The sequence below is a fragment of the Desulfothermus naphthae genome, assembly GCF_054657475.1.
In genome coordinates this window covers 872,531-898,715 of record NZ_BAAHYQ010000003.1, presented here as the reverse complement: position 1 = coordinate 898,715, position 26,185 = coordinate 872,531, and the positions used below count along the sequence as shown (strand labels likewise).

At 35.6% G+C, this 26,185-nt stretch carries 23 protein-coding genes and 2 pseudogenes; 8 read left to right on the top strand and 17 right to left on the bottom strand.

Features of this window, described 5'->3' with window-relative positions; genetic code table 11:
• The first annotated feature begins 90 nt into the window (after positions 1-90).
• Together ACYQ1E_RS16115 and ACYQ1E_RS16110 are read left to right on the top strand one after the other, a co-directional pair.
• Positions 91-648 carry a FecCD family ABC transporter permease gene (locus ACYQ1E_RS16115; protein ID WP_459881704.1) on the top strand — a complete coding sequence of 186 codons (558 nt, stop codon included), beginning with the start codon at positions 91-93 and terminating at the stop codon, positions 646-648.
• Positions 635-1,396, top strand: a complete 762-nt coding sequence (locus ACYQ1E_RS16110) for an ABC transporter ATP-binding protein (protein WP_459881701.1) — start codon at positions 635-637, stop codon at positions 1,394-1,396. Before ACYQ1E_RS16115 ends, ACYQ1E_RS16110 begins: the two co-directional genes overlap by 14 nt.
• 313 nt (positions 1,397-1,709) lie before the next feature.
• On the opposite strand, the gene ACYQ1E_RS16105 is transcribed toward ACYQ1E_RS16110, so the two are convergent.
• From ACYQ1E_RS16105 to ACYQ1E_RS16095, 3 genes are all read right to left on the bottom strand, one after another.
• Positions 1,710-3,521, bottom strand: coding sequence for an IS1634 family transposase (locus ACYQ1E_RS16105; protein ID WP_459874731.1), 1,812 nt, complete (start codon positions 3,519-3,521; stop codon positions 1,710-1,712).
• 154 nt (positions 3,522-3,675) lie between these two features.
• On the bottom strand, positions 3,676-4,089 hold the full coding sequence (locus ACYQ1E_RS16100) for a class I SAM-dependent methyltransferase (RefSeq protein ID WP_459881698.1): 414 nt from the start codon (positions 4,087-4,089) through the stop codon (positions 3,676-3,678).
• Positions 4,090-4,175: 86 nt separating this feature from the next.
• Positions 4,176-4,454 (bottom strand): hypothetical protein, encoded by a 279-nt coding sequence (locus ACYQ1E_RS16095; protein ID WP_459881695.1) that lies wholly within the window; start codon positions 4,452-4,454, stop codon positions 4,176-4,178.
• 151 nt (positions 4,455-4,605) lie between these two features.
• On the opposite strand from ACYQ1E_RS16095, the gene ACYQ1E_RS16090 reads away from it, so the two are divergent.
• Complete coding sequence (locus ACYQ1E_RS16090) at positions 4,606-5,898, top strand: IS1380 family transposase (RefSeq protein WP_459874805.1); 1,293 nt, start codon at positions 4,606-4,608, stop codon at positions 5,896-5,898.
• Between the two features lie 320 nt (positions 5,899-6,218).
• On the opposite strand, the gene ACYQ1E_RS16085 is transcribed toward ACYQ1E_RS16090, so the two are convergent.
• Together ACYQ1E_RS16085 and ACYQ1E_RS16080 are read right to left on the bottom strand one after the other, a co-directional pair.
• A complete protein-coding gene (locus ACYQ1E_RS16085) occupies positions 6,219-6,482 on the bottom strand; it encodes a type II toxin-antitoxin system RelE family toxin (protein WP_459881692.1) in 264 nt (87 codons plus the stop codon).
• A complete protein-coding gene (locus tag ACYQ1E_RS16080) occupies positions 6,475-6,675 on the bottom strand; it encodes a hypothetical protein (protein WP_459881688.1) in 201 nt (66 codons plus the stop codon). The genes ACYQ1E_RS16085 and ACYQ1E_RS16080 overlap by 8 nt, the downstream gene beginning before the upstream one ends.
• Before the next feature lie 223 nt (positions 6,676-6,898).
• On the opposite strand from ACYQ1E_RS16080, the gene ACYQ1E_RS16075 reads away from it, so the two are divergent.
• From ACYQ1E_RS16075 to ACYQ1E_RS16060, 4 genes and pseudogenes are all read left to right on the top strand, one after another.
• Positions 6,899-7,387: a site-specific integrase gene (locus ACYQ1E_RS16075; RefSeq protein ID WP_459881685.1), complete on the top strand. Its 489-nt coding sequence runs from the start codon at positions 6,899-6,901 to the stop codon at positions 7,385-7,387.
• A gap of 25 nt (positions 7,388-7,412) precedes the next feature.
• Positions 7,413-7,880: a transposase gene (locus ACYQ1E_RS16070; RefSeq protein ID WP_459874752.1), complete on the top strand. Its 468-nt coding sequence runs from the start codon at positions 7,413-7,415 to the stop codon at positions 7,878-7,880.
• On the top strand, positions 7,841-8,914 hold the full coding sequence (locus ACYQ1E_RS16065) for an IS3 family transposase (RefSeq protein ID WP_459881682.1): 1,074 nt from the start codon (positions 7,841-7,843) through the stop codon (positions 8,912-8,914). The genes ACYQ1E_RS16070 and ACYQ1E_RS16065 overlap by 40 nt, the downstream gene beginning before the upstream one ends.
• A 61-nt stretch (positions 8,915-8,975) precedes the next feature.
• Positions 8,976-9,548, top strand: a pseudogene (locus ACYQ1E_RS16060) (cobaltochelatase subunit CobN); the annotation flags it as partial.
• 82 nt (positions 9,549-9,630) lie between these two features.
• On the opposite strand, the gene ACYQ1E_RS16055 reads toward ACYQ1E_RS16060, so the two are convergent.
• The 9 genes from ACYQ1E_RS16055 to ACYQ1E_RS16015 all read right to left on the bottom strand — a co-directional run bounded on the left by ACYQ1E_RS16055 (position 9,631) and on the right by ACYQ1E_RS16015 (position 21,473).
• On the bottom strand, positions 9,631-10,356 hold the full coding sequence (locus ACYQ1E_RS16055) for a hypothetical protein (protein ID WP_459881679.1): 726 nt from the start codon (positions 10,354-10,356) through the stop codon (positions 9,631-9,633).
• A 46-nt stretch (positions 10,357-10,402) separates the two neighbouring features.
• Complete coding sequence (locus ACYQ1E_RS16050) at positions 10,403-12,160, bottom strand: TIGR03986 family type III CRISPR-associated RAMP protein (protein ID WP_459881676.1); 1,758 nt, start codon at positions 12,158-12,160, stop codon at positions 10,403-10,405.
• Positions 12,153-12,722 (bottom strand): hypothetical protein, encoded by a 570-nt coding sequence (locus ACYQ1E_RS16045; protein WP_459881673.1) that lies wholly within the window; start codon positions 12,720-12,722, stop codon positions 12,153-12,155. Before ACYQ1E_RS16045 ends, ACYQ1E_RS16050 begins: the two co-directional genes overlap by 8 nt.
• Positions 12,719-14,425 (bottom strand): RAMP superfamily CRISPR-associated protein, encoded by a 1,707-nt coding sequence (locus tag ACYQ1E_RS16040; RefSeq protein ID WP_459881671.1) that lies wholly within the window; start codon positions 14,423-14,425, stop codon positions 12,719-12,721. The genes ACYQ1E_RS16045 and ACYQ1E_RS16040 overlap by 4 nt, the downstream gene beginning before the upstream one ends.
• The gene (locus ACYQ1E_RS16035; protein WP_459881668.1) at positions 14,422-16,734 is read right to left on the bottom strand and encodes an RAMP superfamily CRISPR-associated protein; all 2,313 of its coding nucleotides are present in this window, start codon (positions 16,732-16,734) and stop codon (positions 14,422-14,424) included. The genes ACYQ1E_RS16040 and ACYQ1E_RS16035 overlap by 4 nt, the downstream gene beginning before the upstream one ends.
• Positions 16,731-18,266 carry a Cas10/Cmr2 second palm domain-containing protein gene (locus ACYQ1E_RS16030; RefSeq protein WP_459881665.1) on the bottom strand — a complete coding sequence of 512 codons (1,536 nt, stop codon included), beginning with the start codon at positions 18,264-18,266 and terminating at the stop codon, positions 16,731-16,733. The genes ACYQ1E_RS16035 and ACYQ1E_RS16030 overlap by 4 nt, the downstream gene beginning before the upstream one ends.
• A complete protein-coding gene (locus ACYQ1E_RS16025) occupies positions 18,259-19,869 on the bottom strand; it encodes a hypothetical protein (RefSeq protein ID WP_459881662.1) in 1,611 nt (536 codons plus the stop codon). The genes ACYQ1E_RS16030 and ACYQ1E_RS16025 overlap by 8 nt, the downstream gene beginning before the upstream one ends.
• 414 nt (positions 19,870-20,283) lie before the next feature.
• The gene (locus ACYQ1E_RS16020) at positions 20,284-21,072 is read right to left on the bottom strand and encodes a coiled-coil domain-containing protein (RefSeq protein WP_459881659.1); all 789 of its coding nucleotides are present in this window, start codon (positions 21,070-21,072) and stop codon (positions 20,284-20,286) included.
• A gap of 29 nt (positions 21,073-21,101) precedes the next feature.
• Positions 21,102-21,473: a hypothetical protein gene (locus tag ACYQ1E_RS16015; RefSeq protein WP_459881656.1), complete on the bottom strand. Its 372-nt coding sequence runs from the start codon at positions 21,471-21,473 to the stop codon at positions 21,102-21,104.
• 139 nt (positions 21,474-21,612) lie between these two features.
• On the opposite strand from ACYQ1E_RS16015, the pseudogene ACYQ1E_RS16010 reads away from it, so the two are divergent.
• Positions 21,613-22,637, top strand: a pseudogene (locus tag ACYQ1E_RS16010) (Rpn family recombination-promoting nuclease/putative transposase).
• Positions 22,638-22,754: 117 nt separating this feature from the next.
• Here the strand turns inward: ACYQ1E_RS16010 and ACYQ1E_RS16005 are convergent.
• From ACYQ1E_RS16005 to ACYQ1E_RS15995, 3 genes are all read right to left on the bottom strand, one after another.
• A complete protein-coding gene (locus ACYQ1E_RS16005; RefSeq protein WP_459881654.1) occupies positions 22,755-23,420 on the bottom strand; it encodes a TonB-dependent receptor plug domain-containing protein in 666 nt (221 codons plus the stop codon).
• A 178-nt stretch (positions 23,421-23,598) separates the two neighbouring features.
• Complete coding sequence (locus tag ACYQ1E_RS16000; protein ID WP_459881651.1) at positions 23,599-24,936, bottom strand: APC family permease; 1,338 nt, start codon at positions 24,934-24,936, stop codon at positions 23,599-23,601.
• A gap of 300 nt (positions 24,937-25,236) precedes the next feature.
• Positions 25,237-26,166 carry an SAM-dependent methyltransferase gene (locus tag ACYQ1E_RS15995; RefSeq protein ID WP_459881648.1) on the bottom strand — a complete coding sequence of 310 codons (930 nt, stop codon included), beginning with the start codon at positions 26,164-26,166 and terminating at the stop codon, positions 25,237-25,239.
• Between the last annotated feature and the right edge of the window lie 19 nt (positions 26,167-26,185).

Sequence of the window (26,185 nt, the reverse complement as noted above, 5' to 3'; positions counted from 1 at the left end):
CCTCAAGTTGGGGGGTAGATATTGTTCCTTTTCTTTGTAGATTAAGCATTATTCGCCCGCCCCCATTTTTTCTTCTATTCTTCGGTCTCTTTGGTTCTGGCTGGTATAATAGTTTCTGCTCTGTTCTCAGGACTTTTGGCTTTGATTCAGATACTTATAGAACCTGAAAAGACACATACAATAGTTGCCTGGACAGTTGGTAGACTCCATACGGTGGGCTGGGGAGATGTTGCCACTTCTAGTCCATTGGCAATTCTTGGAATTCTTGGGCTTCTCATTTTCAGGTGGAGGATATTTTTACTTTCAATGGGAGATGAGGAGGCAAAATCTCTTGGTGTTGATGTTGAGAAAGAAAGGATTCTTGTAGTTTTCTTTGCATCAATTGCCACTGCTTCAGTTGTTTCTGTAGCTGGAATAATAGGCTGGGTTTGTTTGATCTCTCCGCATATAACAAGATTTATTGTTGGATCTGATCCCAAAATTCTTTTACCAGCCTCAATTTCAGTTGGAGCTTCATTCATGCTTGTTGCTGATCTTATTTCAAGAACAATTTGGACATTTGAAATACCAGTTGGGATAATTACCACATTGATTGGAGCACCTCTTTTTTTGTATTTGATGAGGAGAGCAATGCATGAGTGGAGTTAAGGTAAAGGAATTGACATTTGGATATGGTGATAAGGTGGTTTTAGACCACTTATCCTTTGAAGTTAGTAAAGGTGAGATTTTGGCAATACTTGGTCCAAATGGCAGTGGTAAGACCACGCTACTAAAATGTTTAAACATGCTTTTAAAGCCCCAAGGTAGTTTTTTTATTGAATCTTTTGATATTTCAGGACTCAATAAAAAAGAGATTGCAAAGTTTGTAGGTTACGTTCCTCAGATGCATTCGCCAGTTTTTTCTTATAGGGTTATAGATGTAGTTGTGAGCGGAAGGACTCCTCATTTAGGGTTTTCCACACCAGCAAAACAGGATTATGATAATGCTTACAATATCCTGGATAAGCTGGGTTTAACACATTTAGCGGACAAACCATATACTCAGTTAAGCGGAGGAGAGCTAAGGCTGGTTCTTATAGCAAGAGCTTTGGTTCAACAACCCAAGGTTTTACTTCTTGACGAGCCCACTTCCCATTTAGATCTTAAAAATAGAGTGCTTGTTTTAAAAATATTAAAAGAGATCACAAGTGAAGGTATTACTGTTATAATGAGTGAACACGATCCAAGTTTAGCTTCTATTTTTTCAGACAAGACTTTATTGATGTGCAATGGCAAAATAGTCAACTATGGAAAGGCTAAGGATGTTTTAAACAGGGAAAATATTGCAAAAGTTTATGGAGTAAATGTGGAAATTTTCGAAAAGAATGGAAATAAATATGTGTATCCAGTGGTTTAACATTTTCATCTCTTCTCCATAAAAACATAGTTCGCAACATGTGGTGCAGATTTACCGCTGATTTCTATCGTTTTTAATTTTTTTATGTTAAAGTATGGATCAAATAGATCTTTCAGTTGGTCTTTAGAGGAAAAATACAAAATGGTGCCGAGGGAAGTTTTTCTATATTTTCCTGAGCCACCAAACTGAGGATCCTTCTCACTGAAACAAATAGAAAGATATTTTCCTCTTGCATTAACCCAAGTTTGTCACTTTTTTTTGTAAGATATTGTAATTATTGAATTCAATCATCTTTTTCTTCACTACAAATTTATCAATTAATTTTTAAAATGCTAGATAAAGGCTTTAAAGGAAGTTCCAGGGCATTATATATCTCCAGTTGAAAAGATTCTAATTCTGTTATTTGTCTCAGATGGATTGTTTTACCTTCCTGGGTTATCATAGTGGTGGTTACTCTAATTATGGTACTTAACTCTCTTCTTATTGTTTCCCATAATTTTGAAATCCCTCTTTGTCTCAATCTCCTTTGAATAACACAAAGCAGATGATAAGCTAATATGGTTAAAAAAATATGACCTGTTATTCGTTTATCTATTCTATGATAGATTGGTCTTAATTTTAGTTCACTCTTTAAGCTCCTGAATGATGCTTCTACATTTGAAAGAAGATTGTAAATCTCCCATAATTCCTTATTACTTAGCTCTGTCCTGGAAGTTCTAAGTTTGTACGCTCCTGAAAATCTTACATGAAGTTTGTCTTTATCTCTTACTCTCCAGCAAATATCCACTGCTTTGCCATTCTCTTCCTTTACTTTAATCTCATAAAATTGCGACACACTGCTGTATTTCTCTTTTATTCTTCCTATCCTCTCCAGTACCTTCGGATAACTTTTGATTCCTACTTTTCTTGTAAGAGATTGCTTGAGCCTTTGTAAATCTTTTTCCAGGCGCAGTTGAATACGATTTTTTATTGCCTCTTCCTTTTTGGCCCTACCGCTACTTTTACAATATAAAAATACCTCTTCAGGCTCTTCTACTCGTATCGCATATACTTTGCCACTATTACTCTCATGAACTATACTTTCTTCACCTGAGGGAAGTTCTTTTACTCGTCGTCTGTCTACACATATATAATCAAGTCCTTTGGCTCTGATTAGTTTTAAATTCTCTTCTGTGGCTATACCTGCATCTATAACTACTGTAAGCTTGCCTGTAAGCGATCTTGGAGAATTTATAAAAAAATCATCTAAAATCTTCTCCAGTGTTGAGGCTTCCGACACATTACCAGGAAAAATCCTGCTGGCCTTGGGAAAACCATCTTCATCAAGTATTATACCTACTGTCACTAATGGCCTATCATTTCGTTTCTCCTTAGATAGACCTCTCTTTGACAATTCTGAGCTTGTAACCTTCCCCTCAAAATATGTATTAGTCAGATCATATAAAATAAGCTGTTCTCCAAGACCAAAAAGTTCTCTTTCTCTTTTTACCACCTTCTCTTCTATAGCTTCTTTATTGGCTATCAGCTTGTCCAGAGTCCTATATAAACTGGATAGCGATACCACTTTTGCATCAATATTCATTACCTCATCAAGCCCACTTAACCGGTGAAACCATTTATGAATTTCCCTCTCACTCCCACAATTTATCAGACTCCCAACTATAAGAACTTTTGCTCTATCTATATCCTTTCTATTAAAACCTATTTCCTTTAAAATTTTTGTAATCATAAGTTTATCATATGCCCAGGCCCCTACAACTTCTGCTCCAACACATCTGACATCTTCGTTTTTTACTGAAGCAACATCAACCATCTTCCAATGAGCCTCATGTTTTGTTTTCTCCTCACTCTTTTGAAGAGCTTTTTTTCTTATTAAACCTGCAAAACGTCTTGCAGGTTTTTCAATTTTTTCAGGGACTTTTAATAACGACAATTGTCCTTTTAATAATTCCTCAATTCTATTAGCAAGAAATTTTAACTCCTCCCTGGACAGATCCAGTTTTCCAAGGTTTAAAATAGTTCTCTGCCTGGGACCATCAGGGGTTCTGTAAGATTCTACTAATTGATGGTAGAAATAAGTTTTTCCAGATTTGGGATCGGTTTTTCTAACTTTGCGGATAAACATAGGTAAGGATTATATCAAATCGGTTTTTCTTTGTCAAGATGCGAAATATTTTTTCTACCACTACATTCAGTTTTTAAAAAATTTAATTCAATAATTCCAACAGATTATAGCATTTTGCATCACAAAATCAACCAAATTTTTTATAAAAATCTTATTATTTTGACAAACTTGGGTTAAGTATTCTATATACATTTTCAACATATTTTTTCCTTTTCTCCGGAAATATATGATGCAATAACCCCCAATCATATGCAAAGTCAAAAGTTTCTTTAATTTCATCCAAATCACCAAGGACATCAGCAATAAGAAAATTAATTTTAACTCTCTTCTTCTCTGCATTTTCTCTGGCAATTTTTATAGCTGTTGGGGAAATATCAACTCCTGTAACATTAAATCCTTTATTAGCAAGATAAATAGCATAATTACCAGTACCACAGCCCAAATCAATAGTTTTGCATGGCTTTACTTTTCCACTTTCAACTAATTCAACTAAAGCTTTTGGAGGTGTTTCAATGTTCCAGGGTATTTCTGCCGGATGCATATTCTGATAGATTTTATCTATTTTCATAGGAGCATCCTCCTTTTTGGTTCTAACACCTGAGATAACCGGTTTGAAAAAGCTAACGTTTTTTTGAATCCAGGTTTATCTCATTATCACTTTATAAATATGTTTGTAATAAACGGTGCCACCTTAACTCCAATAATAACAAATATGGCTATGATAAAAGTTTCTATTCCTGCCCTGATACTGATTTCTTTCATAACAAACGCTGCGCCAAAATCTGTCAGAATACAAAAGGCAAGAGCTCCCCAAAGTCCAAATTTGGCAAATACTAAGACCATAGCTATGACTAACGGTATGGCAGCAATAGTTCCGAATAAAGCAGTATAAACAAGAGAAGCATGGGAATGCCTGGCAATAATATAAACCATACCAGCCATTCTTGGACAAACAATAAACAAAGCTAACCCTATACCTAATATTACCTAAAATTTGCATCATAAGATAATGTTTAGCTTGACAATATAGTGAATTAATGGTATAAAGTGTCTCAAATAGGAAGTATTAGGAGGCACTGATTCTATGCGTAGATTCCATGTTAAGTTCACTGAAAAAAATCTTACGGGCAACGCCGGACTGGTATTGCTGGGCCTGTTTGCTGACAAACTGAAGCTTCCCAAGATGCTTGAGCAACACATTACTATTAAGCGGGGAGCTACCGCACAGTATAAGGTTTCCGACATTATCATGATTTTGATGATGGCAGTGTTAGCCGGGGCTAAGCATATGAGCCATGTATTTATCCTAAGATCTGATTTAGCATTGAGGTCGCTTTTTAAATGGGAAAGGTTTCCTGACTATACTACCATAAATCGGGTTTTTAAGTTGTTTAATCCCCGACATTGCAATGAGCTCTCCGATGTAGAAACAAAAGTGCGCAAAAAGGTTTGGGGTAAAAAATGGTTTAGCCGCATCACTTTAGATTTGGACTCTACAGTGCGTGGGGTGTATGGGAAACAGGAAGGTGCCGAGAAGGGTTACAACCCCAAGAAGCCAGGACAAAGGGGATATCATCCGCTACTTTGCTTTATTGCTGAGACGCGGGAATGTCTTCACAACTGGTTTAGAGCCGGAGATGCTTATTCAGCCAATGGTTGTGTAGAGTTTATGCAAGAGTGCTTTGCCAAGCTTCCAAGGAGAGTCTGGAAAATTATTGTACGTGCAGATTCCGCCTTTTTTAATGGAGAACTTTTAGACTACTTAGAAGAGGCTCATGCTTTGTACTTAATCAAGGTTAAGATGCGAGGACTCACTCAGCTTTTAGAAGCTCAGAAATGGCACAAGGTTAAAAATAGACCTGGCTATGAGAAGACCGAATTCACATACAAATGTGAAAGGTGGAAGCACCCCCGCCGGTTTGTGGCCGTACGTCAAGTAATAGAGAGCAAATTTAGTTGCTTTTTTTTCAGCGTTACAAAGACTGAGTATGATTATTTTTGTTATGTAACAAATATGAACCTGAGTCCCTGGGACGTCCACAGGTATTATTGCCAACGGGGGGCCAGTGAAAACTGGATTGAGTGGTGTAAGGGACAGATGGCCTCTGGAAGCATTTTGACACAGGATTTTTGGGCCAACTCCGCCATATTCCAGACCTGTATTCTGGCTTACAATCTACTGGTTTGGATGATGTGGCTCAACGATGAAGATGGTTTTAGAGAAGAGCCCAACACAATCCGCATGTTTCTAATCCATGTTCCAGCTCGGCTGATGCATGCGGGACGACAATGGTTCCTTCGATTATCGAGGGATTATTTTTTCAAAGAACGTTGGATAAAGATAGAAAATTCCATCCGGTCATTACAATTTGCTTAATCTTTTTTTGAGAGTATCCTCCAAAATAGGATTTTGCGTAAGTCCATGTGCAGTGGTGTGCCTTTACACACCCGTAAAGAGTGCCACTGACCGCAGCTTCTACCTGAAAAAGCCTTCCAAGTCACAATGAGGGAGACATATCCTTTAACATAACAGCTCCATATCTAGGTATCTCTGTCCAGAACAATCAGTTGCTTACGATTGAACTGTAATTGCAGATTTTAGGTATTAATAACTCCTTGGGCATATTATACTCTCCTTCCTATTTCTAACTCCTGGACTCAGTAGTGGCATGTAACGCCGTCTGCTAACCTTATTCGTTATATGAATTTTTTATATATATCTTTGCGATGTCCAATCCTAATTATCTCAATTACCAATACTTCATTTTTAACAGAATATACAATTCTATATTTCCCTACCCTGATCCGATACAAATATTCACAACCTTGTAACTTTCTAGTTCCAGGAGGATAAGGATTTAGTGATAGGTCTTCTACTGCTTTGATAATTCTTGGAATATCATCTTTTTTAAGTTTTTTTAGTTCTTTTCTGGCAGAGTGCTTCCATTCTATTTTATACAAGTTTTTCCTCTCGTAATTCTTTCAATAAGTCTTCATGTGAGATGGTTGGTTCTTCTCGTCTTTCAGCAACTACAGCTAAATCTTCTAAATCTTCAAGCAATTCAATAAATTCAGATAAAGGTATAATAACTGATGTTTTTTTGCCTTTTTCATCAATTATATATTGAGGTTTTATTTTTTCTACATTTATCACTTTTTTCTCCTATTTCATTCATATAACGTCAAGGGTCAGTTGCCGCCAAGAAGCGCAGCGGATTGGCGGTCAACTGCACCCTTTTGTTGGACGAAGCCGCTAAAGCGGCAAGCAATTTTAGGTAATTATACTTCGGATAATTAATGATTGCAATATAAAGTTTATGTGATAAAAGGTTAGCTAGTATTGAGCCAAGAAGAGGCTCTTAAATTAGGAGGTTATAATGAACACAAACATGCCCACTGACCCCAAATTCAATGCTTATTATCAAAAACATGTTAAGTTACTGAAATTAAGCGGATTTCAGCCAAAGACAATTGAGGCATATTCTAGGGCACTTAGGCGAATCGGAAATTACTTTGATTGTAAAATATCCGACCTATCCTCTGACCAGCTTCTGGATTACTTCAACGATCTTCGGGCAAGCCACTCCTGGAGTGCCGTCAAGCTCGATCTCTATGGTCTCAAATTTTTTTATTCCTATGTGCTGAAAAAAACATGGGAAAATATCCCTTTGATTAAACCGCCAAAAACATCCAGAATTCCTGATATTCTGACTATAGAAGAACTTCAACGATTAATAACAGCTACCAGAAGTTTGAGTTACCCAATGTCTCAGGAAAGATGTCGCCTTAGTGAGATAAGAAAGGGGGTTCTTTTCTTGAGCTCTTATCTTATCATCCTTCCCCCTAGGGGGAAGGGGAAATTTTAACCTGGGCGAAAAGGAGTCTTTTATTATGTTTTATCCTGAAGATGTTAAAGAAAGTGTGCTTAAGCAAATTTTAACCACTTCAAAAACAGTTGCTGCTATTGCAAGAGAGAATAATATCCCCTATAGTACAGTGATGACATGGAAAATTAACGCTCAAAAAGGAAAAACAATGAATAAAAAATTTTCAGCTGAAGAAAAACTTAATTTACTTTTTCAATGTGCCTCAATGAGTGAGATTGAGGTGTCCAGGTTTTGTAGGGAAAAAGGCATATATCCGAGTACATTGGAGAAATGGAAACAGGCCTGTCTGGAAAATATTGATAACCGTTCTAATAAGGAATTCAAGAAAAAAGAGAAAAGATTAAAACAGAAGATTTGCAAGTTAGAAAGGGAAATACGGCGAAAGGACAAGACTATAGCAGAGACAACGGCTTTATTGGTGCTTAAAAAAAAATGGGAAAATTTCTTGGAGGAGCAAGAGGACGAAAGATAGAGTTACAACAAAAAGAATATGCTTACAAAGCTATAACACAAGCCAAAAAAGAGGGATGTAGTTTGAAAAAAGCATGTGATCTTATTGGGATTTCAATAAGGACTTACCAACGATGGAAGAGTGCAGGGACTTTGGAAGATAAGAGAAAAGATGTCCCCAGGAAGCCAGCTAACAAGTTGTCTGAGCAAGAAAGAAAAAAGATCTTATCTATTTGTAATTCAGAGACCTTCAAAGAGTTATCCCCCAATAAGATTGTGCCCATGTTAGCTGACAGAGGGCGATATATAGCATCAGAAAGTACTTTTTACCGTGTACTCAGAGAAGCAGGTCAATTGACACACAGGCAAAGGTCTAAACCCAAGACATATTCCAAACCTAAACATTATAGAGCTTCAGGGCCGAATCAGATTTGGAGTTGGGATATCACTTATCTTCCTACATTAATCCAAGGCATGTTTTTTTATTTATACATGTACATAGATATTTATAGCCGTAAGATAGTAGGATGGGAGGTATATTCAGAACAAAAAAGTGACTTGGCAACAAAAGTACTAAATAGAGCTTTGCTTTGTGAAAATATTACAGGACAAGGGCTTGTGATTCATTCAGACAATGGTAAGCCTATGAAAGGCTCAAGCATGTTAGCTACTATGCAGAATTTAGGGATAGTGCCATCTTTTAGTCGCCCTCATGTTAGTGATGATAATCCATACATAGAGTCCCTTTTTAAAACAGTAAAATATTGTCCTGAGTATCCATGTAGATTTGCTAGTCTGGAAGAAGCCAGGAAGTGGTGTTTTGAGTTTGTTAATTGGTATAATTTTAAACATTATCACAGCAAAATTAAGTTTGTTACGCCTGAGCAGAGACACTTAGGCTTGGATATTGAGATTTTAGCCAAGCGTAAAGATGTATACAAAAAAGCCCGTTCTAAACATCCAGAACGGTGGTCTGGAAACATTCGGAATTGGGATCCTATTTTAAGTGTTGATCTCAATCCAAAAGCTAAACAACATCTTAAAAAGGTTGCTTGATGGGAAAAAATAAAATAACTTTTGGTGACATCTTTACTGACATTCACCGTTTACCTGTGCTGCTGAAACTGTCTCTGGTAAAAAAGTAGAAGTTTACTTTGGAGATACACGAGATCCAGAAAGACCAAGTGTAAGAGAGATGAAGGAAGAGATGGAACGGACAGTAAGGACAAAACTTCTTAATCCCGCTTGGATTGAAGGGAAAAAACGCCATGGTTATAAAGGTGCTGCAGATATATCTGAAAGGGTAGGAAGGGTCTATGGTTGGGCAGCTACTGCAGATATAGTTGAAAACTGGGTATTTGATGGTATTGTTGATACCTTTGTAGCTGATAAAGAGATGAGAAAATGGTTTGAAGAAAATAATCCATGGGCATTTGAAGAGATAGCAAGACGTCTGTTAGAAGCAGCAGAACGTGGTATCTATAAAGCAGATGAAGAACATCTTAAAAAATTAAAAGAAGCTTATTTAGAAATAGAAGGATTTATGGAAGAAAGACTTGGTGATGTTGAAGGAGATTTCCAGGGAGGAGAAATAACAATACTGACCAGAGAAGATGTTAAATCCTGGGATGATAAGGCAAAAGGGAAAATAGAAGAGTGGAAAAAAATAGTTGAAGATTTTAAGAATTAAGTGAAAAAATTAAGGACGATATGGTGTGATAAAAAATGTCTTTTAAACTTAATTTTTATAGCTTATATTGTTAGAGATTGGATTAAAGCAGGCTCAAGATAACATTTTGCAGTTGATATGAGAAATAAAGTTTTATTCCCTTTTGTTGGACATAGTTTCTTACTTGAGGAGATGTTTGATATGTTACCATTATAATGAGCCTTTCTCCTGGAAAGAGATGCTCAATTCTGGAGATCTTCTTAAGAAAGCTGTCCACATCTTTTTTCCTAAGCTGGGTTTTGCACTCCCCAAGAATCCATACAGGTGTGCCATTTTTCCTTCCTTTGCCTATTATGTTCAGTTCCTCATACCTGTTTGAAGCAAGTTCCACAAAATCTCTTTTTATCTCTTCTACTTTTATTTCAAACTCTTTGCTTAGAAGATGAGGTAGTGCTGCGTATGACCTGTCTTCCAGTATGTATCCTACTGTGTGGGAAAGACCTCCCACCTGCTCCCTTGTCTTTCTGTGCTCTGAAATGAGTTTCCTTAGTTCTTCTTCTGTTTTTTTCTGTGCTTCTGCTAGTTCTTCTACTACTTTCTCTAATCTAGATACTCTCTGCTCTGTTTTTTTCTGTGCTTCTGCGAGTTCTTCTATTTTTTTGCCAAGCTCTCTGACTATCTCTTTTAGTTCATTAAATTCTGTCTTTGTTACACTTTCTTCCCACTGCCTCCTCTGACGCTCTATCTCTTCCAGAATTGCTATAAGCACTTCTTTTATTGAAGGCTCTACTTTATCTAGAAGCCTTATTATGTTCGTGCTGTAAGTCATAATTGCCTCTCTTCTTTTATAGAAGTAACTTAAGACTTACTTAAAATCAACAATATTTTTTAAATCTTAAAGGAAATCCTTCAGTCTCCTCATCGGCAAGTTTCAATGGCATTTTACCGCTTTTTTTGTTCTCCATAAACCATTTAAAATTTTTTCCATCTTGTTGTGGCTTTTTAGTAGAACGGGGATAGTGGATAGGAAGATTTACAGAAGTTAATATTGCTTTAAGATCTTTGATATTTTCTAAGTCCATGAAGTCTCTATTATATCTCTCTTTCATAGTATTTTTAAACAGATCAATCCATTTTTTATATGTATCTTTGTTCACTATCTTCCAACCACTGCTATTAAAGGAAATATACCTTTCTTTGATATGAAGTATTTCGAGTCTATTAATAGAAATTTTAACACTTCCAAAACCTAATGGCTTACCCATCCCTAATTTATGGAACATTCCATCTTCCATCTCAATAGTCCATAGAAGTGCTCCTAATTCTACGGGTGCTAAATTTTCAAACTCAATTGTAAATTCAAACTTAGCACCTGGTCTTAGAGCATCTCTTATTGTTCGATTTTGATGGTCTTTTATTTTCCCTACACGCATATATTCTTGCTCATTTGCCTCGTCTTGGTGTCTGTAGAATTTTCTTCCTCTTAGCTTTGTTCCATCGTCATCGTATTTAACATTAAAATCTGGTCTGCCATTTTTAAGTAGATAGAAGAATGTTGAGGTTGGTTTTGGTGTTGAAAGAATTGCCAGTGGGAATTCCTCAAGAGTACCTTTATTTTCTATTATTTTTGCATGGGTTATTTTTATCCTGCCTGCATAAGCCACTTTGACATTTAAGTCTTCTGGTGGCTTAGGATGTACCCATCCAAACACCCTGCATGCAGGACAAAGGTTATTATAATCATTACAAGGATGGAGATACTCTGGTAAAAAATCACCGATGCTATTTCTATAAAGCAAACGAGGGACTTTCACTAATGCGATATTCGTAACTTTACCATTGCTTTCTTCAACATACACTAAATCCCCAATAGATAATCTATCATTTTGGTACTCTGTAGAAAAACCTCCTGCAATTTGTTCCTGAAGAACTTTATTGTAATCATCCATTACAGCTTCATCAAATTGTAATTCTTTTTGACTCGGATAAAAGAAATATTCATTTTTCTTATTCGGAATATTTCTTCCTGTTATTTTTAACCAACCCTTTTTGCTATTACTTAAAGGGTTTTTGCTTAATTGAATAACTCGCGAACCTTTTATAATAGCATAAGCTTCATCTCCACAGCTCCAATCATTTTGTTCTAATAAATCTAGAGAGACTCTGGCTAAATTACATAATTCAACTCTTCCTGGAGTATTAGTAGTAGGCAATGCTACAACTCTGGCAGGTTTCATTATCCTTGCTTTTCGAATATCGCGATAAGACAACCTTTTCTCTCCTTCAAATACAGAAAAACATGAATTGGTTACTGCTTCAAATACACTCCTCAACATTCCTCGTAAACTTGTTGATGGAATAGCAAAATCTTCCTTCCCATTATCATCAATTAACCTGAAAAATCTGTATGATCTATGTTCCTTTCCTTCTACAAATTCTGAATCAGAAATGAAAATAGGTGTTTTAGCCTCCAGTTTGCATTCTATTCTGCCTGTTAAACCAACAAATCTATCATGTGGTGGAGGAGGGCATTTTCCCAATAATTTAACTTCAGCAGTGCCATTGTCCTTACCCTCAGGAAGATATCTTACAAAATTATAGGGATTTAGAAACCTGTATTTACTATTATTCATCTTCAGCGCCTCCTTTGAGTCCTGTAAACCAGACAAACGAAACAACTCCTTTTTCACTTAAAGTCTTATAAAGTATTTTTACTCTTTCTGGATTTCCATTAATAGGATATAACAATTTTGTCTTTGCAACCCTATCATCATGCCACTGTTTCATATCTTGACTATATCTACCCCATAGAAGCGCTTCTTTTTCTTCCACAAAAAACTTTTTATCTCGATTTTCCTTTTTCTCCCAAAAATTCTCTGCAGTTATGTCCTGTGGCGGAGGATTTTTACCAATATATCTCCACCTGAAGCATAAAGAATCACGCCTTAAGTCAAGGTCTCCTCCATCTCCAAATATCCTTATACGTTCAACAATCTCAGGGTCTATATCTATGTTATCTTTATCCTTGGATATTGTGATATCTTTTACTGTCTCAACAATCCTATATGGCATATCTGAAAGATCCCATTTTCTGATAAAATCTTTTCTTTCTTTTTCTCCTATCTCTCCACCCCATATTTGAATATCATTTTTGGATATTCTTTTTTCTTTAAGCAGATCATCAAAACTTTTCATAATTTTACCTCCCTTGGATAAAGCTCAAAGACATCTTTTTTGAAATAGGTATCTGAAGCAGGAATAAAGTCTTCTTTTCTTTTAAGATTTGATAATACCTTATGAAATTCCTTAATCCACAATTCTACTGAATTGCTATTATTTTTAGTTAAATCTTTTAATTTTAAAATTTGTATATTAAAAATTCCTTCATAAGAATCACCTTTTTTAAGACCCTGTGGAATAAAAGCATTTGAAATTGCTCCAACTTTTATTTTTTCATCTTCTACAGTTGCTTTTCCAAACCATTTATTCTTTCCAAATCCAAAAGATACAAGTCCTTCTTTCAAATCTTTCATAACAAGCATAAGCCAACCCAACTGCCATTCTTTGGGATTTTCAATAAAAATGCGTAACCTAAATTTTGGCTGCCATAAAACTATTGCATCAAATTTTGCGCCCTCCTTTCCTCCACCAGTAAATCTATCAATAGCAAGAAAATCCATTATCTTTATTTTTGGTGAGTTAACCATTTCGCCATCGCTTACATATAATCTACTTCCTTTAAAGGAACTGCCAAAAACCTGACAGGCAAGGCATAATTTATTGTCCTTTATTTCTTCATCTTTGTGTGTATCCTTATATTTTCGAAAAAGCACATTACACGATGTTAAAGGGTCTTCTTTGTCTGCAAAAGGATTACAAGCTGGACACTTATTCAGGAAATCTCTTTCATTACTGCTACTTAAAGTTACCAAACTCCTTGCTATCTTTTCAGCATGGGAACGAAGAATTCCTCGAAAGGATGAGCCTGGAAAGACAAATCTTCCATTTTCTATTTTTGGACAGAAATCAAAGCCTGACTGGAATGATTTTAATATGTCGTTTATTACAAAACCACCCCTAAATTTAAGCGTAAGATCAATCTGGGCAAAGGAGTTATAGAAATATTCATTATCTGCAATATCCTTAGCATCTTTTAACTGTTGTCTTACCTTATTTATATTTCTTTCTAACCAATCTTTTTCTTCTTCTGCACTCCTAATTTCATCCTCCTCTTTTAAAAATCTTATAAGTGTATTTACATCGGAAAGATTGATTGAAAACACTTTGATATCTTTTAATTGGATATTCCCCACACCTCTTGCCACATTACCCCCAAGATACCCTCTACCATTTTGCCATTCCGCCAGAACACAGGAAAGCAGTCTCTCTTCTTTCTCACTGACATTTTCCTGTAAAGCGATTCTAAAAGAGAAAAGAGAATTCTTTGGCACTACTTCAAAATCATATTTTGCCCTTGCCTTTCTTGAAGAAGTTCCTGTTTCTCTGTCAATTCCTATTCCATCACGAATTGATGTTTTTATATTATTTATTAAAACAGCATCGTAAATCCATAACTTAGATGCCTCCCCTTCTTCAGAACCTTTTCCAATGCTTATAGGACCAAATAAATCACATACTACGCAATTACACAATTTAGACTGTTGATTTTTATTAGGCTGTGGATTTTCATCCAATGCAATGCATTTTTCATATCCTAAATAAGGTGCAATTCTTGTAGCCAATGAACGCAGAGCACCAGCAATTGCAGTTCCTGGTATAACTATATCACCGTTTACATTTCTATAAATCGGTGAATCTGTGGTTTCTGTTATTTCTCCAGTTCCTATGTGTAATCCTGTTAGTGTCTTTATATATCCAGTAATTATCTTTTTAATCATTTTTCCACCTCTCTTAGAGATTCAATAAAATCAGCAAGCATCTCTATTGCTCTGGTCTTTAGATATTCTCTTATTGAATTATCTTCATCTTTCAGTTTATTTGAGAGTTCTTCAAATACTTTTATCAATAAATCACAGCCCTTCTTTCCTTTACTTTCATCATCTAAAAACATTTTCTTTTCACGATAAGGTTGCTTAGATTTAACCATTTCTGTTATTTCTTTGGGATTATGAAAATCTTTAAACATTCCAACTACATCATCTATGCTCACTTTTGAATTTTCTCTTAGCCATCTTGCTATAGCTATCCATTCATGTCGCAAAAAAGCATCTTTTTTGATATTTTTTACTAAATAATTATGCCACCAACGCTCAAAGCTCTTTATCTTTTCTTCTTTATGCTTAGAAATCCGCATACACCTTGGCAAGTTTACCCTTACTCCACTAACACCCTTGTTTTTCTCATAAACAGGATGATTAAATGCAACTCTCCCAAAGCCTTCATTTCTTCTTAAACCTATACCTGTTTCTTCCAGTTTTTTAAATCGTTCTATTATCCTATTGTTGTCTTGGCTTTCTTTTATCTTAAACCCGATGCTTGAACCAGCAGCAATCGCACAATCTCTCCACTTAGGCAATCCCAGATGAGCATTAAAACCGTCTATAAGCTTTGTTTTTACATAAGCATTCAAAACTTCAACCTCAATCCCAAGTATTTGCTTAAGAATTTCCTCATTTAGCGTGCTGTAAAATCTTCCCCATTTATCCACAAGAATTGTATCTGTAAGCAAAGTCATTGTAATGGGTTGGGTTAAGTCTATGCGTTCTTCTATTGGTTTTCCAAGAAAAGTATTTTTTGTATCTGCTTCTTTAAGCCATATTCTTCCAAGTCCATATCCACGAGAAGATGCCTTTCCGATCCTAAGATCAAAGAAAATTCCATCTTGCAAGTCATCTATCCCAAAAAGGTTAACAAAATCATTCCAGTTTTCAATCTCAATCGTTCCCATGAAATACTGTCCAGATTCAATAGCCATATAACTAAACAAATCTCCCTTTTTGGTTCTACCAGTTTTATTATCTATAGCTATGTGCATCTCTTCTCTTTTTTCTACATCTACTGTTTTAGGTTTAGACTGCAATGGAACGAATTTATTTAACGGCTCAAGTGAGCTTTCAGTTCCTTCTTTAAGACACTTTTCACACTTTTTAGGTTCATTTTTATCAATAGCAAATGCTTTCACACCATGCTCGTCATTATTATCATTAAATCCAGGTTTAAGTTTACATGTTAAAAAGTCTAAAGGAGAAGGAATAGTTGGATAAATATCATTTGAAATGCGTAAGCAAGGATACAGTGGAGTTACCTTGATTCCTCCTCTGCGAAAGAGTCTAATAAATTTCTCATAAATTGTTTTATCAGTTAGATCACATCTATTTGCAGCCTTCCATGCAAATGCACCAAGAATCGTATATCCTGGGATATAATCAATACTTTGAAATCTATTACCAGATTCACTTTTGTTGGCTATAAGTAAAGGCTCTTTTGTTAAAAAGATCAGATTAAAACATTTTTTTGTTGAAATTCCCTTTAGTTTCTTATTTATTTGTTCTTTACTTTCTGGAATATTAATTTCTTTATTTTCCAGCCACTTGAGTTTGAAAATCTCAAGCATATTATTTTCTATATCTCCATCTCCTTTTAATGAAGCAAGGCTTATATCAATTAGATGAAATTGGCACTGACCCTTACCTCTTCTACGGGAAGCACCTATGTTTCTTATCATTCTAAAAGCTGCAATAATAAAGGCAGCTTCTTCCAAGGCATTTTTATCATCAGACTCATTAGTTACTGTAAAAGTAAAATCTATTTTCCCACCAAACACTTCCTCATTAAACAACTTTCTCTCCTCTGCAGTTCGTGTTCTGGGGTTCACTCTATTGCGCCAGAGTATTTTTCCTGACTTAAGGATTGATAGATTTTCTATATGTGCAGAAGATATCTTCCATCTTTTAGGATGTTTTGGTGATCCTAAGATCCTACAAATAGGACACAATGAACTTATATCATCACCTCTACAGTAGAAATCTTCTAAAGCACCAGATTGTCTGCATTTACGATGCTGACTCAATAAATTCACCTGGAGTAGTTCCCACATCCCCTGACGAAGCAGTCCAGCAATAGTTGTGCCTCTTATTATGGGAAAACCATCTTTATCTTTCAGGATCACAGAATCTATAACGCCCTTACCATAACCTGCCCCAATATGGTAATCAGACAGAATACTTATTCTAAATGTAAGCTTCATTCTTCTTCCTCCTCGTATTCTGATACTTCTTTTTCAAGATCATAAGCAAAATCCCAGGCAGATAACAGATCTGGTAGTTTATGGTAATAGGAGCCATCTTTAAATTGCCAGTAATACTCTTTATTGTTATTGAGATCACCAAGTTCCAGTAAAGCTTTTGTTAAATTTTCTTTTTGAGATGTCTTTAATCTACTTATAATTTTTTCTAACTCTGGCAGCCATTCGGATTTCATTCTTTGAAATGCGTATTTCTTCTGTAACTCTTCAGCTTTGTAGAATAAACTCTCCAGTTGTGCTCTTCTTGTTCCTGGTAAATCTTTTAAAGTGAACCTGTATTCAATCAATTTCTTTAATTCTTCAATTGAGTATGTAGGAAAACCTGCTACAAATATTTTCTTTTCTTCTGGCGCCCTAACGATTTCATTTCCAGTTATGACTTTGAAAGAGATCATAGATTTTTTCTCTTCTTTTGATCTTCTTTTTGCTATTTTTAACAACTCTTCACCCAGATTATGAGCAATTAAATAAGGAAACTTCCCCTTACATATAATGACAGATGCTGAAATTGTAGGCTGTAGTGAAGGATCAAAATTAATCTCTTTTAGAGATTCTTTCATCCTTGTCTCAAATTCTTGACAGAAGCGAAGGGCAAAGTCTAGTGACCATTGTGCAGGTATTAAGGCAAACACATCATCTCCGCCCATAATAAGAGGAAGAATGGGAATAATATCAGATTTTAACCTTTCTTTTATGAAATCTCCGTGCTTATCAATAAGAATCTTGGTGGGCTCGGCAAGAGATTGCTGAATCACCTTACTTAAGTTCTCAGAGAGTCTTTTTAGTTCATCAAAGTTATCACAATAGCTAAAAACTACGCCCATGTTATTCACATCTGCAACCAAATAGGCAACATAACTTCTTGATTCTAATTTAGCTATTTGCTCTGCATCCTTTGGAAAATCAATATCGGTTTGATCACTGTTCATTACATAAGAATAGAAGTCTGAAAGGAACTTCTCCCTTATGCGAGCTTTTGCTAAAGATTTTTTTTCACAAATTTCACAAAGATAGTTCTTATCTTCATCTTCATATCTTTTTTTATAGTATCTTGCTACACCTACACCACAAGAGGCACATATTGCCATATATGGCATCTGCTCCATAGAAACAGGTAGTTTACCAGAGTGCTTGGCTTTTCTCAAATTTTCCTGCCCTTTTTTTATTGCCTTATTTTCAGAGCAAACTTTTACAGGATCTGCAACTGTTATTGTCCCACCAAGCTCCCTTCTATATAGTTCAGAAAGATATTCCCCAAATTCCTCAGCTTTCTTTTTTGAATCAAATTGGATTCTAAAAGAACCTCCAGATGAAATAATAACCTCACCATTAAATTTTTTAGCTAATTCCTTAGATACTTCACAAAATTCAGACAACATCTGGCTACCACCTGATACCTCCCGTAGTTTTGAGGAACGAAATATCAGATCCTGAATCTTATCTGCTTCTGCTACAAAGAGATATTTCTCACTCATTTTTATCCCTCCCAAGTTTTGGCAAAAAGCTTATATCGCATTTATCACACAAATTATACCAGTCCACTGCATCATATATCCCGTAATTGATATGGGCTTCACTCCAATTTTTTATAAACTCTTCCAGATTCCTTTCTGTGAATTCAAGAGCTATTTCTGCAATCTCTTTTGGAACACTCAGGCAGAAATGAATTGCTTTATTTCTCAGATCTTTAAATATCCCATCTGGAAGGTTCAATTCATTAACATTAATTTTTCCCCAGAACTTTTCAAGCTCAGGACTATCTTCAGAGCGATGGGCTTTTATATCTTTGTTCAGACCATAAATATTTATCACATAATCTTTTTTTTTCTTTGATGGTTGCCACCGCAGGGATTTAATTATCTGAGTAGCTCCAGCATATTCAAGTAACTTTTTATCAATTTTTGCTTGTAAAGCTTTATTATTCTTAAAATCTTTTCTTGTGAAAGATTTATTATCCATTTCAATAACAAGTTCTTCTGTTAACCACAATTTTATTACCCTCGCCTTCAGTAAAAAATCACTTAAACCTGCAGCACGAAGTAATGCTGAACGATAATCTTCTTTGTGTTTTATAAGCCCTTTAATCTTTTCAAGCTCGTCACGAGCATAAATTATTATTTTATCATCCCTTAGGTAGATAGATTTTGTAATGTCATTTAAGCCCTCAAGATTTTTGATACTATTTATCAAATCATTGTTTGAATACCATATTTCACCCAGCTCATTTACTGCTGTTGGGCATGGAATATCTATTTGATTTTTTATTTTTTTATATTGGCTTAAAGCTTTTTTATAATCGCCGCTGTCCCATGTTTCATAAAATTCCAGACACTTTATCAGAAGTTCAATTGCTTCATTTTCCTCTGGTTCAATAAATGGCTTAGCACCTTCTCTTATTTCATTTATAGTTTCTATAGCACTCCTAAACGCATATTTTCTATAAAGCTCTTCTACTCTGCTCCATTCACGGAGTTTAAAAAGCTCCACAGGATTCTTCAGCTCATTAATCTTACATGTATATCCATAAGGCCTTCCATATTCTTCGTCATACACATCGAAATCTAAGTATGATACAGGACAGTTTGTGTAACTTGCAAAAAGATAAGCTCCAGAAACCATACTTTTTTTGGCACCTGTGATATCTATAACCACTTTTTTGCCTTCGTTGATAAAAGGCAAAGCATGCTTTTTTAGAAATTTAAAAACACTCTCAGGAGTATCATTTACTGGTTCAAAGGATTTAGGAAGGATCTCTGGTATGGTAGCAATAAGATCCTGTTTTTTTAACTTGTCTATATATTCCTTATATTCATCTCCTCGTGCATCTCCTTCCTGATTGTTGTAAAACTCATTTAAAATCAGAATTAGCTTTTGAGGTTTATATGCACAAACAGAGATTAAAAGTGGCTCCCAGGAAAAACCCACAAGCTGAACAAGAATTTCTGCTTTAGAGGTGTTAATTCTATCTTCCTGCTTTAAGCAATCCATCTCCTTGGGTAACAATTCTTCAATATATCTTTCTATATCCCAGCCTTCTTCCCAATATTGCTTGGTCAAGTTTTCTAACTCATTTGTCATCTTTTTACCTCCTTAAAATGAGATTGAAATGCTTCCCAATATTTTAACAGCAAATTAGCTTTTTTTGTTCATAACGCAATTTTATCAAAATCAAACCAGCAAATCTCGGAGTTATTTTTTTCTTTTCACCTCACTCTAAAGAATGATGCCCATTTTTTCTATAAAAAAGTTACACAAATTTTTTAACATTACCGAAATAGATATGTGTATCCAGTGGTTTAACATTTTCATCTCTTCTCCATAAAAACATAGTTCGCAACATGTGGTGCAGATTTACCGCTGATTTCTATGGTTTTTAATTTTTTATGTTGAAGTATAGATCAAATTTTCTATATTTTTTGTTTGTAAAAAATACGATTATAGATTTCAGTATAAATTTAGAATTATGGTGTCCGAAATGCAAAAGAGATTGGATCAAACCAGACTCAAGATAACATTTTGCAGTTGATATGAAAAATAAAGTTTTATTCCCTTTTGTTGGACATAGTTTCTTATTTGAGGGGATGTTTGGTATGTTACCATTGTAAGGAGCTTTTCTCCTGGAAAGAGATGCTCAATTCTGGAGATCTTCTTAAGAAAGCTGTCCACATCTTTTTTCCTAAGCTGGGTTTTGCACTCTCCAAGAATCCACACAGGTGTGCCATTTTTCCTTCCCTTGCCTATTATGTTCAGTTCTTCATACCTGTTTGGAGCAAGTTCCACAAAATCTCTTTTTATTTCCTCTACTTTTATTCCAAACTCCTTGCTTAGAAGATGAGGTAGTGCTGCGTATGACCTGTCTTCCAGTATGTATCCTACTGTGTGGGAAAGACCTCCCAGTTGCTCCCTTGTCTTTCTGTGCTCTGAGATGAGTTTCCTTAGTTCTTCTTCTGTCTTTTTCTGAGCTTCTGCTAATTCATTAAGCCTTTGTTCTGTCTTTTTTTGAGCTTCTGCTAATTCATTTACTCTCTGCTCTGTCTTTTTCTGAGCTTCTGCTAATTCATTTACTCTCTGCTCTGTCTTTTTCTGAGCTTCTGCTAGTTCTTCTACTTTTTTGCCAAGCTCTCTGACTATCTCTTTTAGTTCATTAAATTCTGTCTTTGTTACACTTTCTTCCCACTGCCTCCTCTGACGCTCTATCTCTTCCAAAATTGCTATAAGCACTTCTTTTATTGAAGGCTCTACTTTATCCAGAAGCCTTATTATGTTCGTGCTGTAAGTCATAATTGCCTCTCTTCTTTTATAGAAGTAACTTAAGACTTACTTAAAATCAACAATATTTTAAATCTTAAAGGAAATCCTTCAGTATCCTCATCGGCAAGTTTCAGTGGCATTTTACCGCTTTTTTTGTTCTCCATAAACCATTTAAAATTTTTTCCATCTTGTTGTGGCTTTTTAGTAGAACGGAGACATTTAATAGAACGGGGATAGTGGATAGGAAGATTTACAGAAGTTAATATTGCTTTAAGATCTTTGATATTTTCTAAGTCCGTGAAGTCTCTATTATATTTCTCTTCCATAGTTAGAGAAAAAAATAGGGCGGGCGAATAATGCTTCACACATAAAGGAAGTGAACAATAGCTGTCTACCTCAGTAAGTCCCCCTTTTTCTCCAGGAGTGGGCATTTTAATATTACCACTTAAATCTTCTTCTTTGATATACTTGTCATGAAGTTACCTTTTTCTACCTTCTCTCCTGTTCCATTATTCACTATTTTCCAAACTCCTCTTGCCATTTATTAAGTGGTGTTTTAATAAAAAAGCTATGGAGAGAAAATACCTACAGAATCCTCATGACGCATTTGTGAAGGAGATCTTTTCGCACAAAGAGCAGGCAGAAGATTTCTTAAAAAATTATCTGCCTCAAAATATCTGCAAATTAATTGATTTTAATTCTCTTGCCATTGTCAAAGACTCCTTTGTGGATGAAGATTTAAAAAGACATTTTTCTGATTTACTCTATGAAGTTCAGATAAGTTCCAGAGATGGATTTATTTATTTGCTTTTTGAGCACAAAAGCACTCCACAAAGATTTACTGCTTTGCAGCTTCTCAGATACATGGTCAAAATCTGGGATTTATATCTCAAACAAAATCAATCTTCTACTCTACCTGTTATTATTCCATTAGTCATCTATAATGGTCACAGAAAATGGACAATAAAAACAAATTTTTCCGATCTTTTTGGAGAGAGAGAGAAAAAGAGTTAGATGTTTATATACCAGACTTTAACTACCTGGTTTACGACCTATCTAGTATATCTGATGAAGAGATCAAAGGAACAGTGATATTAAAGGCTACTTTAATGGCCCTTAAATACCTTACAACACCTGAACCAGGCAAACATTTAGAGAGGATTTTCAATCTTTTTCAGGGACTTGGTGAGAGTAATACACCACTTCAATATCTGGAAACACTACTTCGCTATATAGTCAATGCAACTGACAAGATAGAAGAAAAGGATATAAAAAAGGCAATAAAACAAATAAAAAAGGGGGTAGATATTATGCCAACACTTGCAGAAAAATGGATAGAACAAGGACGGATAGAAGGACGAATGGAAGGACGGATAGAAGGACAGAAGGAAGGACGAATCGAAGGCATGATTTTAGATGCGCAGGAAATGGTTCTCGAGGCATTGATAGAAAAATTTGGGCTCGTTAAACCAGAGCTATCTGTTAAAATCAGAGGTGTGGGCAACAGAGATGTTTTAAAAAACCTGCTTAAACTGGCTATTAGAGTAGAGTCCATACAGGAATTTGAAGAGAGATTAAAACAACTTGAATTGTAAGAGCAGGATATTATAGAGTGAAGAGTGAAGAGAATAAAAATTTTCACCTCAAGTTGGGGGGTAGATATTGTTCCTTTTTTTTGTAGATTAAGCATTATTCGCCCGACCCCATTTTTACTATCCAAAAAGTTTTGTTCTCCACGGCAATTTACCTGAATCAATTCTCAAGAATGTTCTGACAAAATTTTTAGAACCTAAACTTTGACTCAGCTCAACCCCTGGCCTGTCTTCAGGTCTCCTTAACCGCAATTCTATGGAGCCGCCCCTATTGCCAGAGCCTGTTCCTAGGTCAGCAGGACTTGCGCCTTTATAAAGGCTGACGCTTTCCATATTCTCCAGATCATAAATGTCTTCCCTAGACCCAATAGGCATAATCCAATAATTGGGGATACCCTCAACGGTCATGCCGGTAAAGTATCCCTTTATCCCCCTAATGCGTATATCTTTGCCGCTCAGCCCATAAGGATCATTACTCTCTACGTTGAGACCCGGAAGAATATCCAGTGTACTGTAGACGCTTGTCTTGGCAGGTGTGCCCAAAAGCTCCATCCCTTTCTTGGTTACAGTAGCTCCTGTATAAAGAAAATCTCCCGTTTGTCTGGTAGGACGGATCAATTGGCCGGTAACTGTAATTTCCTTCAATACATGCACCTTGCTTTTTTCATTGCGAACTTTCAAGCCCTTGTTTTCTTGTGCATGACCTGGGCACACAAAAAACAGAAAAAAGATTAATATAGTTATCATTAATAGTTTTTTCTCTTTAATGGTGGTTTCCTGTTTCATCTTTTCTCCTTCCTCAATTTTTTACCTTCATTTATTGGTGTTTTCCCTAATTAAGAGCCTTAAGGACCATGAAGGGCCAAAAATTAAATCTGGCCTAATTGCGGTGGAATACATACTATCCAATAGGTTTCTTCAATAATTCTTTTTCCTGGTATTGTGAGACCATTGTTCAGCAAGATTAGCCTTTTCTCTTTTTAAAATATAAATAGATCAAAATACCCGAGACTATAGTCCCCAGCCCAAAAATAGAAGAAAAGGGTCTTTTTATGATTGAAAAATATATAATCCATAGGTTCCCTAAAACAAACAAAAGAGGTGTTACAGGATACCCAAATGTGTTATAGCTTCTTTCTACAAAAGGTCTTCTAAACCGAAGCACCATCATTCCTACCACTGATAACATTGAAAAGAGCGACAGGGTAAAACCAATGTATAAAAGGAGTCTGTCAAAGGAAGCAGTGATAACCATAATGATTGCAATTCCTGCCTGTAGAAAAATGGAATATACAGGAGTCCTATGAGATTTGTTTACTTTTCCAAGAAAATCAAAAAAAACACCATCTTTTGCCATTGCGTAGTAAACTCTTGGGCCAGTCATAATCATGGCACTTAGACTTGATAAAATGATTATTGCAATTGCTCCAGAAAAATATTTGGCAATACCATTACCAAACAGAGCTTTGGCAGTTTTTGTGCCAACTTCAAGCACTCCACTCATTTGCTCAATATTAAGTGCATAAATGTATATGAGATTTAAAAACAGATAAAGACACATTACAAGGATTGTCCCTATGAAAAGAGAAAATGGGATATTTCTTTTTGGATTTTTTATCTCACCTCCAATATAAGAAGCTGCATTCCATCCACTATAGGCAAAGTAAACAAATATCAGTGAGACAGCGAATTTTTCTTGAAAAGATAAATCAAAATCTATAGAAAAAGAAAAATGAGACATTGAACCATTTCCTATCAAAAGACCCATTATGACAAAAATAACAATAAGAGTTATCTTAAAAACTGTAAGGATATTTTGAACTCTTGTGCCAAGATAAAGGCTATGGTAGTGAACTAGGGAAAAAATGAGAATGACCACGCTAGAAAGTATAGTAACAGTGCTCCATGAAGGTGGAACCTGAATCATACGAAAGAAATAGGTTGAAAAGGCAATTGCAGAAGCAGCAATAGGAGCTGAAAAGCCAACAATTAATGAGATCCAACCTGAAAGAAAAGCTATTAGGCTTCCAAAACTTTCTTTTAAAAATACATATTCTCCTCCAGCCTTAGGAAACATAGCTCCCAGCTCTCCATAACAAAGAGCTCCGCAAAGGGCAAATATACCTCCAACAAACCAGCAAACAAGCATGGCCCACGGATTTTGAAGTTCTTTCATAATAAAGCCAGAAGTAGTAAATATTCCTGTTCCAACCATATTAGCAACCACAAGCATGGTTGCAGAAAAGAGGCTAATTCCTCTTGGTAGATTACTATTTGGCTTGTGGTTATCTTTTTGTCGCACTCTCTATTGCCCTGTTCAAATCCTATCTGAGGTAGCACCATATAAGTATTTATCACAAACTTCCCTATTAGGATAGGGAACTTTGTGCTCAACTTTTACTGTCCATTTTCCTTTCTTCAATAGTTTAATCCTTCCTTCTCCTTTTTCATCAATCATAGTAGCATAGGCAAATGTATTTTTTTTTCTCTGAAAATCCAGCATAAGTAGCAAAAAGATAGGTTTTAGAAATTTGTTAATTTTTCTGCATTTAAACCCAGTAAATTTTCATGTTGTAAGAAGTTAACAGCTTTTTAGAATGACTTAATAATCGCTATCATACTTTTGTTCCAACTTTGATTGATGTATTTTCATTGCAGCTTCATATGGTTTACCTTCTAGGAACCGACCTATAAACAAAAGTCCCATAAATTTTTCCTTTTCATTTGCCAACTTCTTCTCCATATCAGCAATGGTTCCTCGAACCACATGTTGGAGCTCTGGGTATCCAGCCCAATAAACAACAGCACAGGGCATATCAGGAGGAAACACCTGTTTTAAATGTTCAAACAATAGTTCAGATTGTCCAAGGGCCATATAGAAAATCATGGTTGTTGGATATTTAGCCAAATCCTTTAAAACCTGGGCATTTTTTATTCTTGGTCCCATCAAAAAAAATGGGGCAGTTTGTATTACCATATGAGTATCATAAGCAGGTATTACGCTTCTTTTTAGAGCAGCCATTGCAGCAGCATCGCATCCCATGCCAGGAATAATTACAACATCACTGGAGTCAAACTGTTCTATATACCAATGGCTTGGACCGAACAGGCAGGGATTACCAGAGTCCAAAAGTCCAACATCCTTCCCTTGAGATAAAAGTTTTTTGATTTGTAATACCCTTTTATCTCTTATCTTAAAACGCTCCACCTTAAATTTAGCATATTCCTCTTTACTCAACTTTCTGAAATTCTTTCCTTTATAATCCCAAAATCCTTTCCAGGGATCAAATAGGATAGGTTTATTCCCAATATAATCCGCAAAGAGTTTTGCTTGTTGGTTTGATGCTATGATATAATCCATCCTCTTAATGCTATCCAAGGCCTGGAGTGTTGCCATTTCTGGCCCTGCTGGACCTGTTCCAATTACATAGAAGTGTCCGCGACCCCAGGCAAATGTCTGAGATGGATGTAGACATTCCACAATCCCAAGGCAAATAGTTATAATATAAAGGATTTGTTTTAATAGTTGCATAATCTCACCTCACCAATTT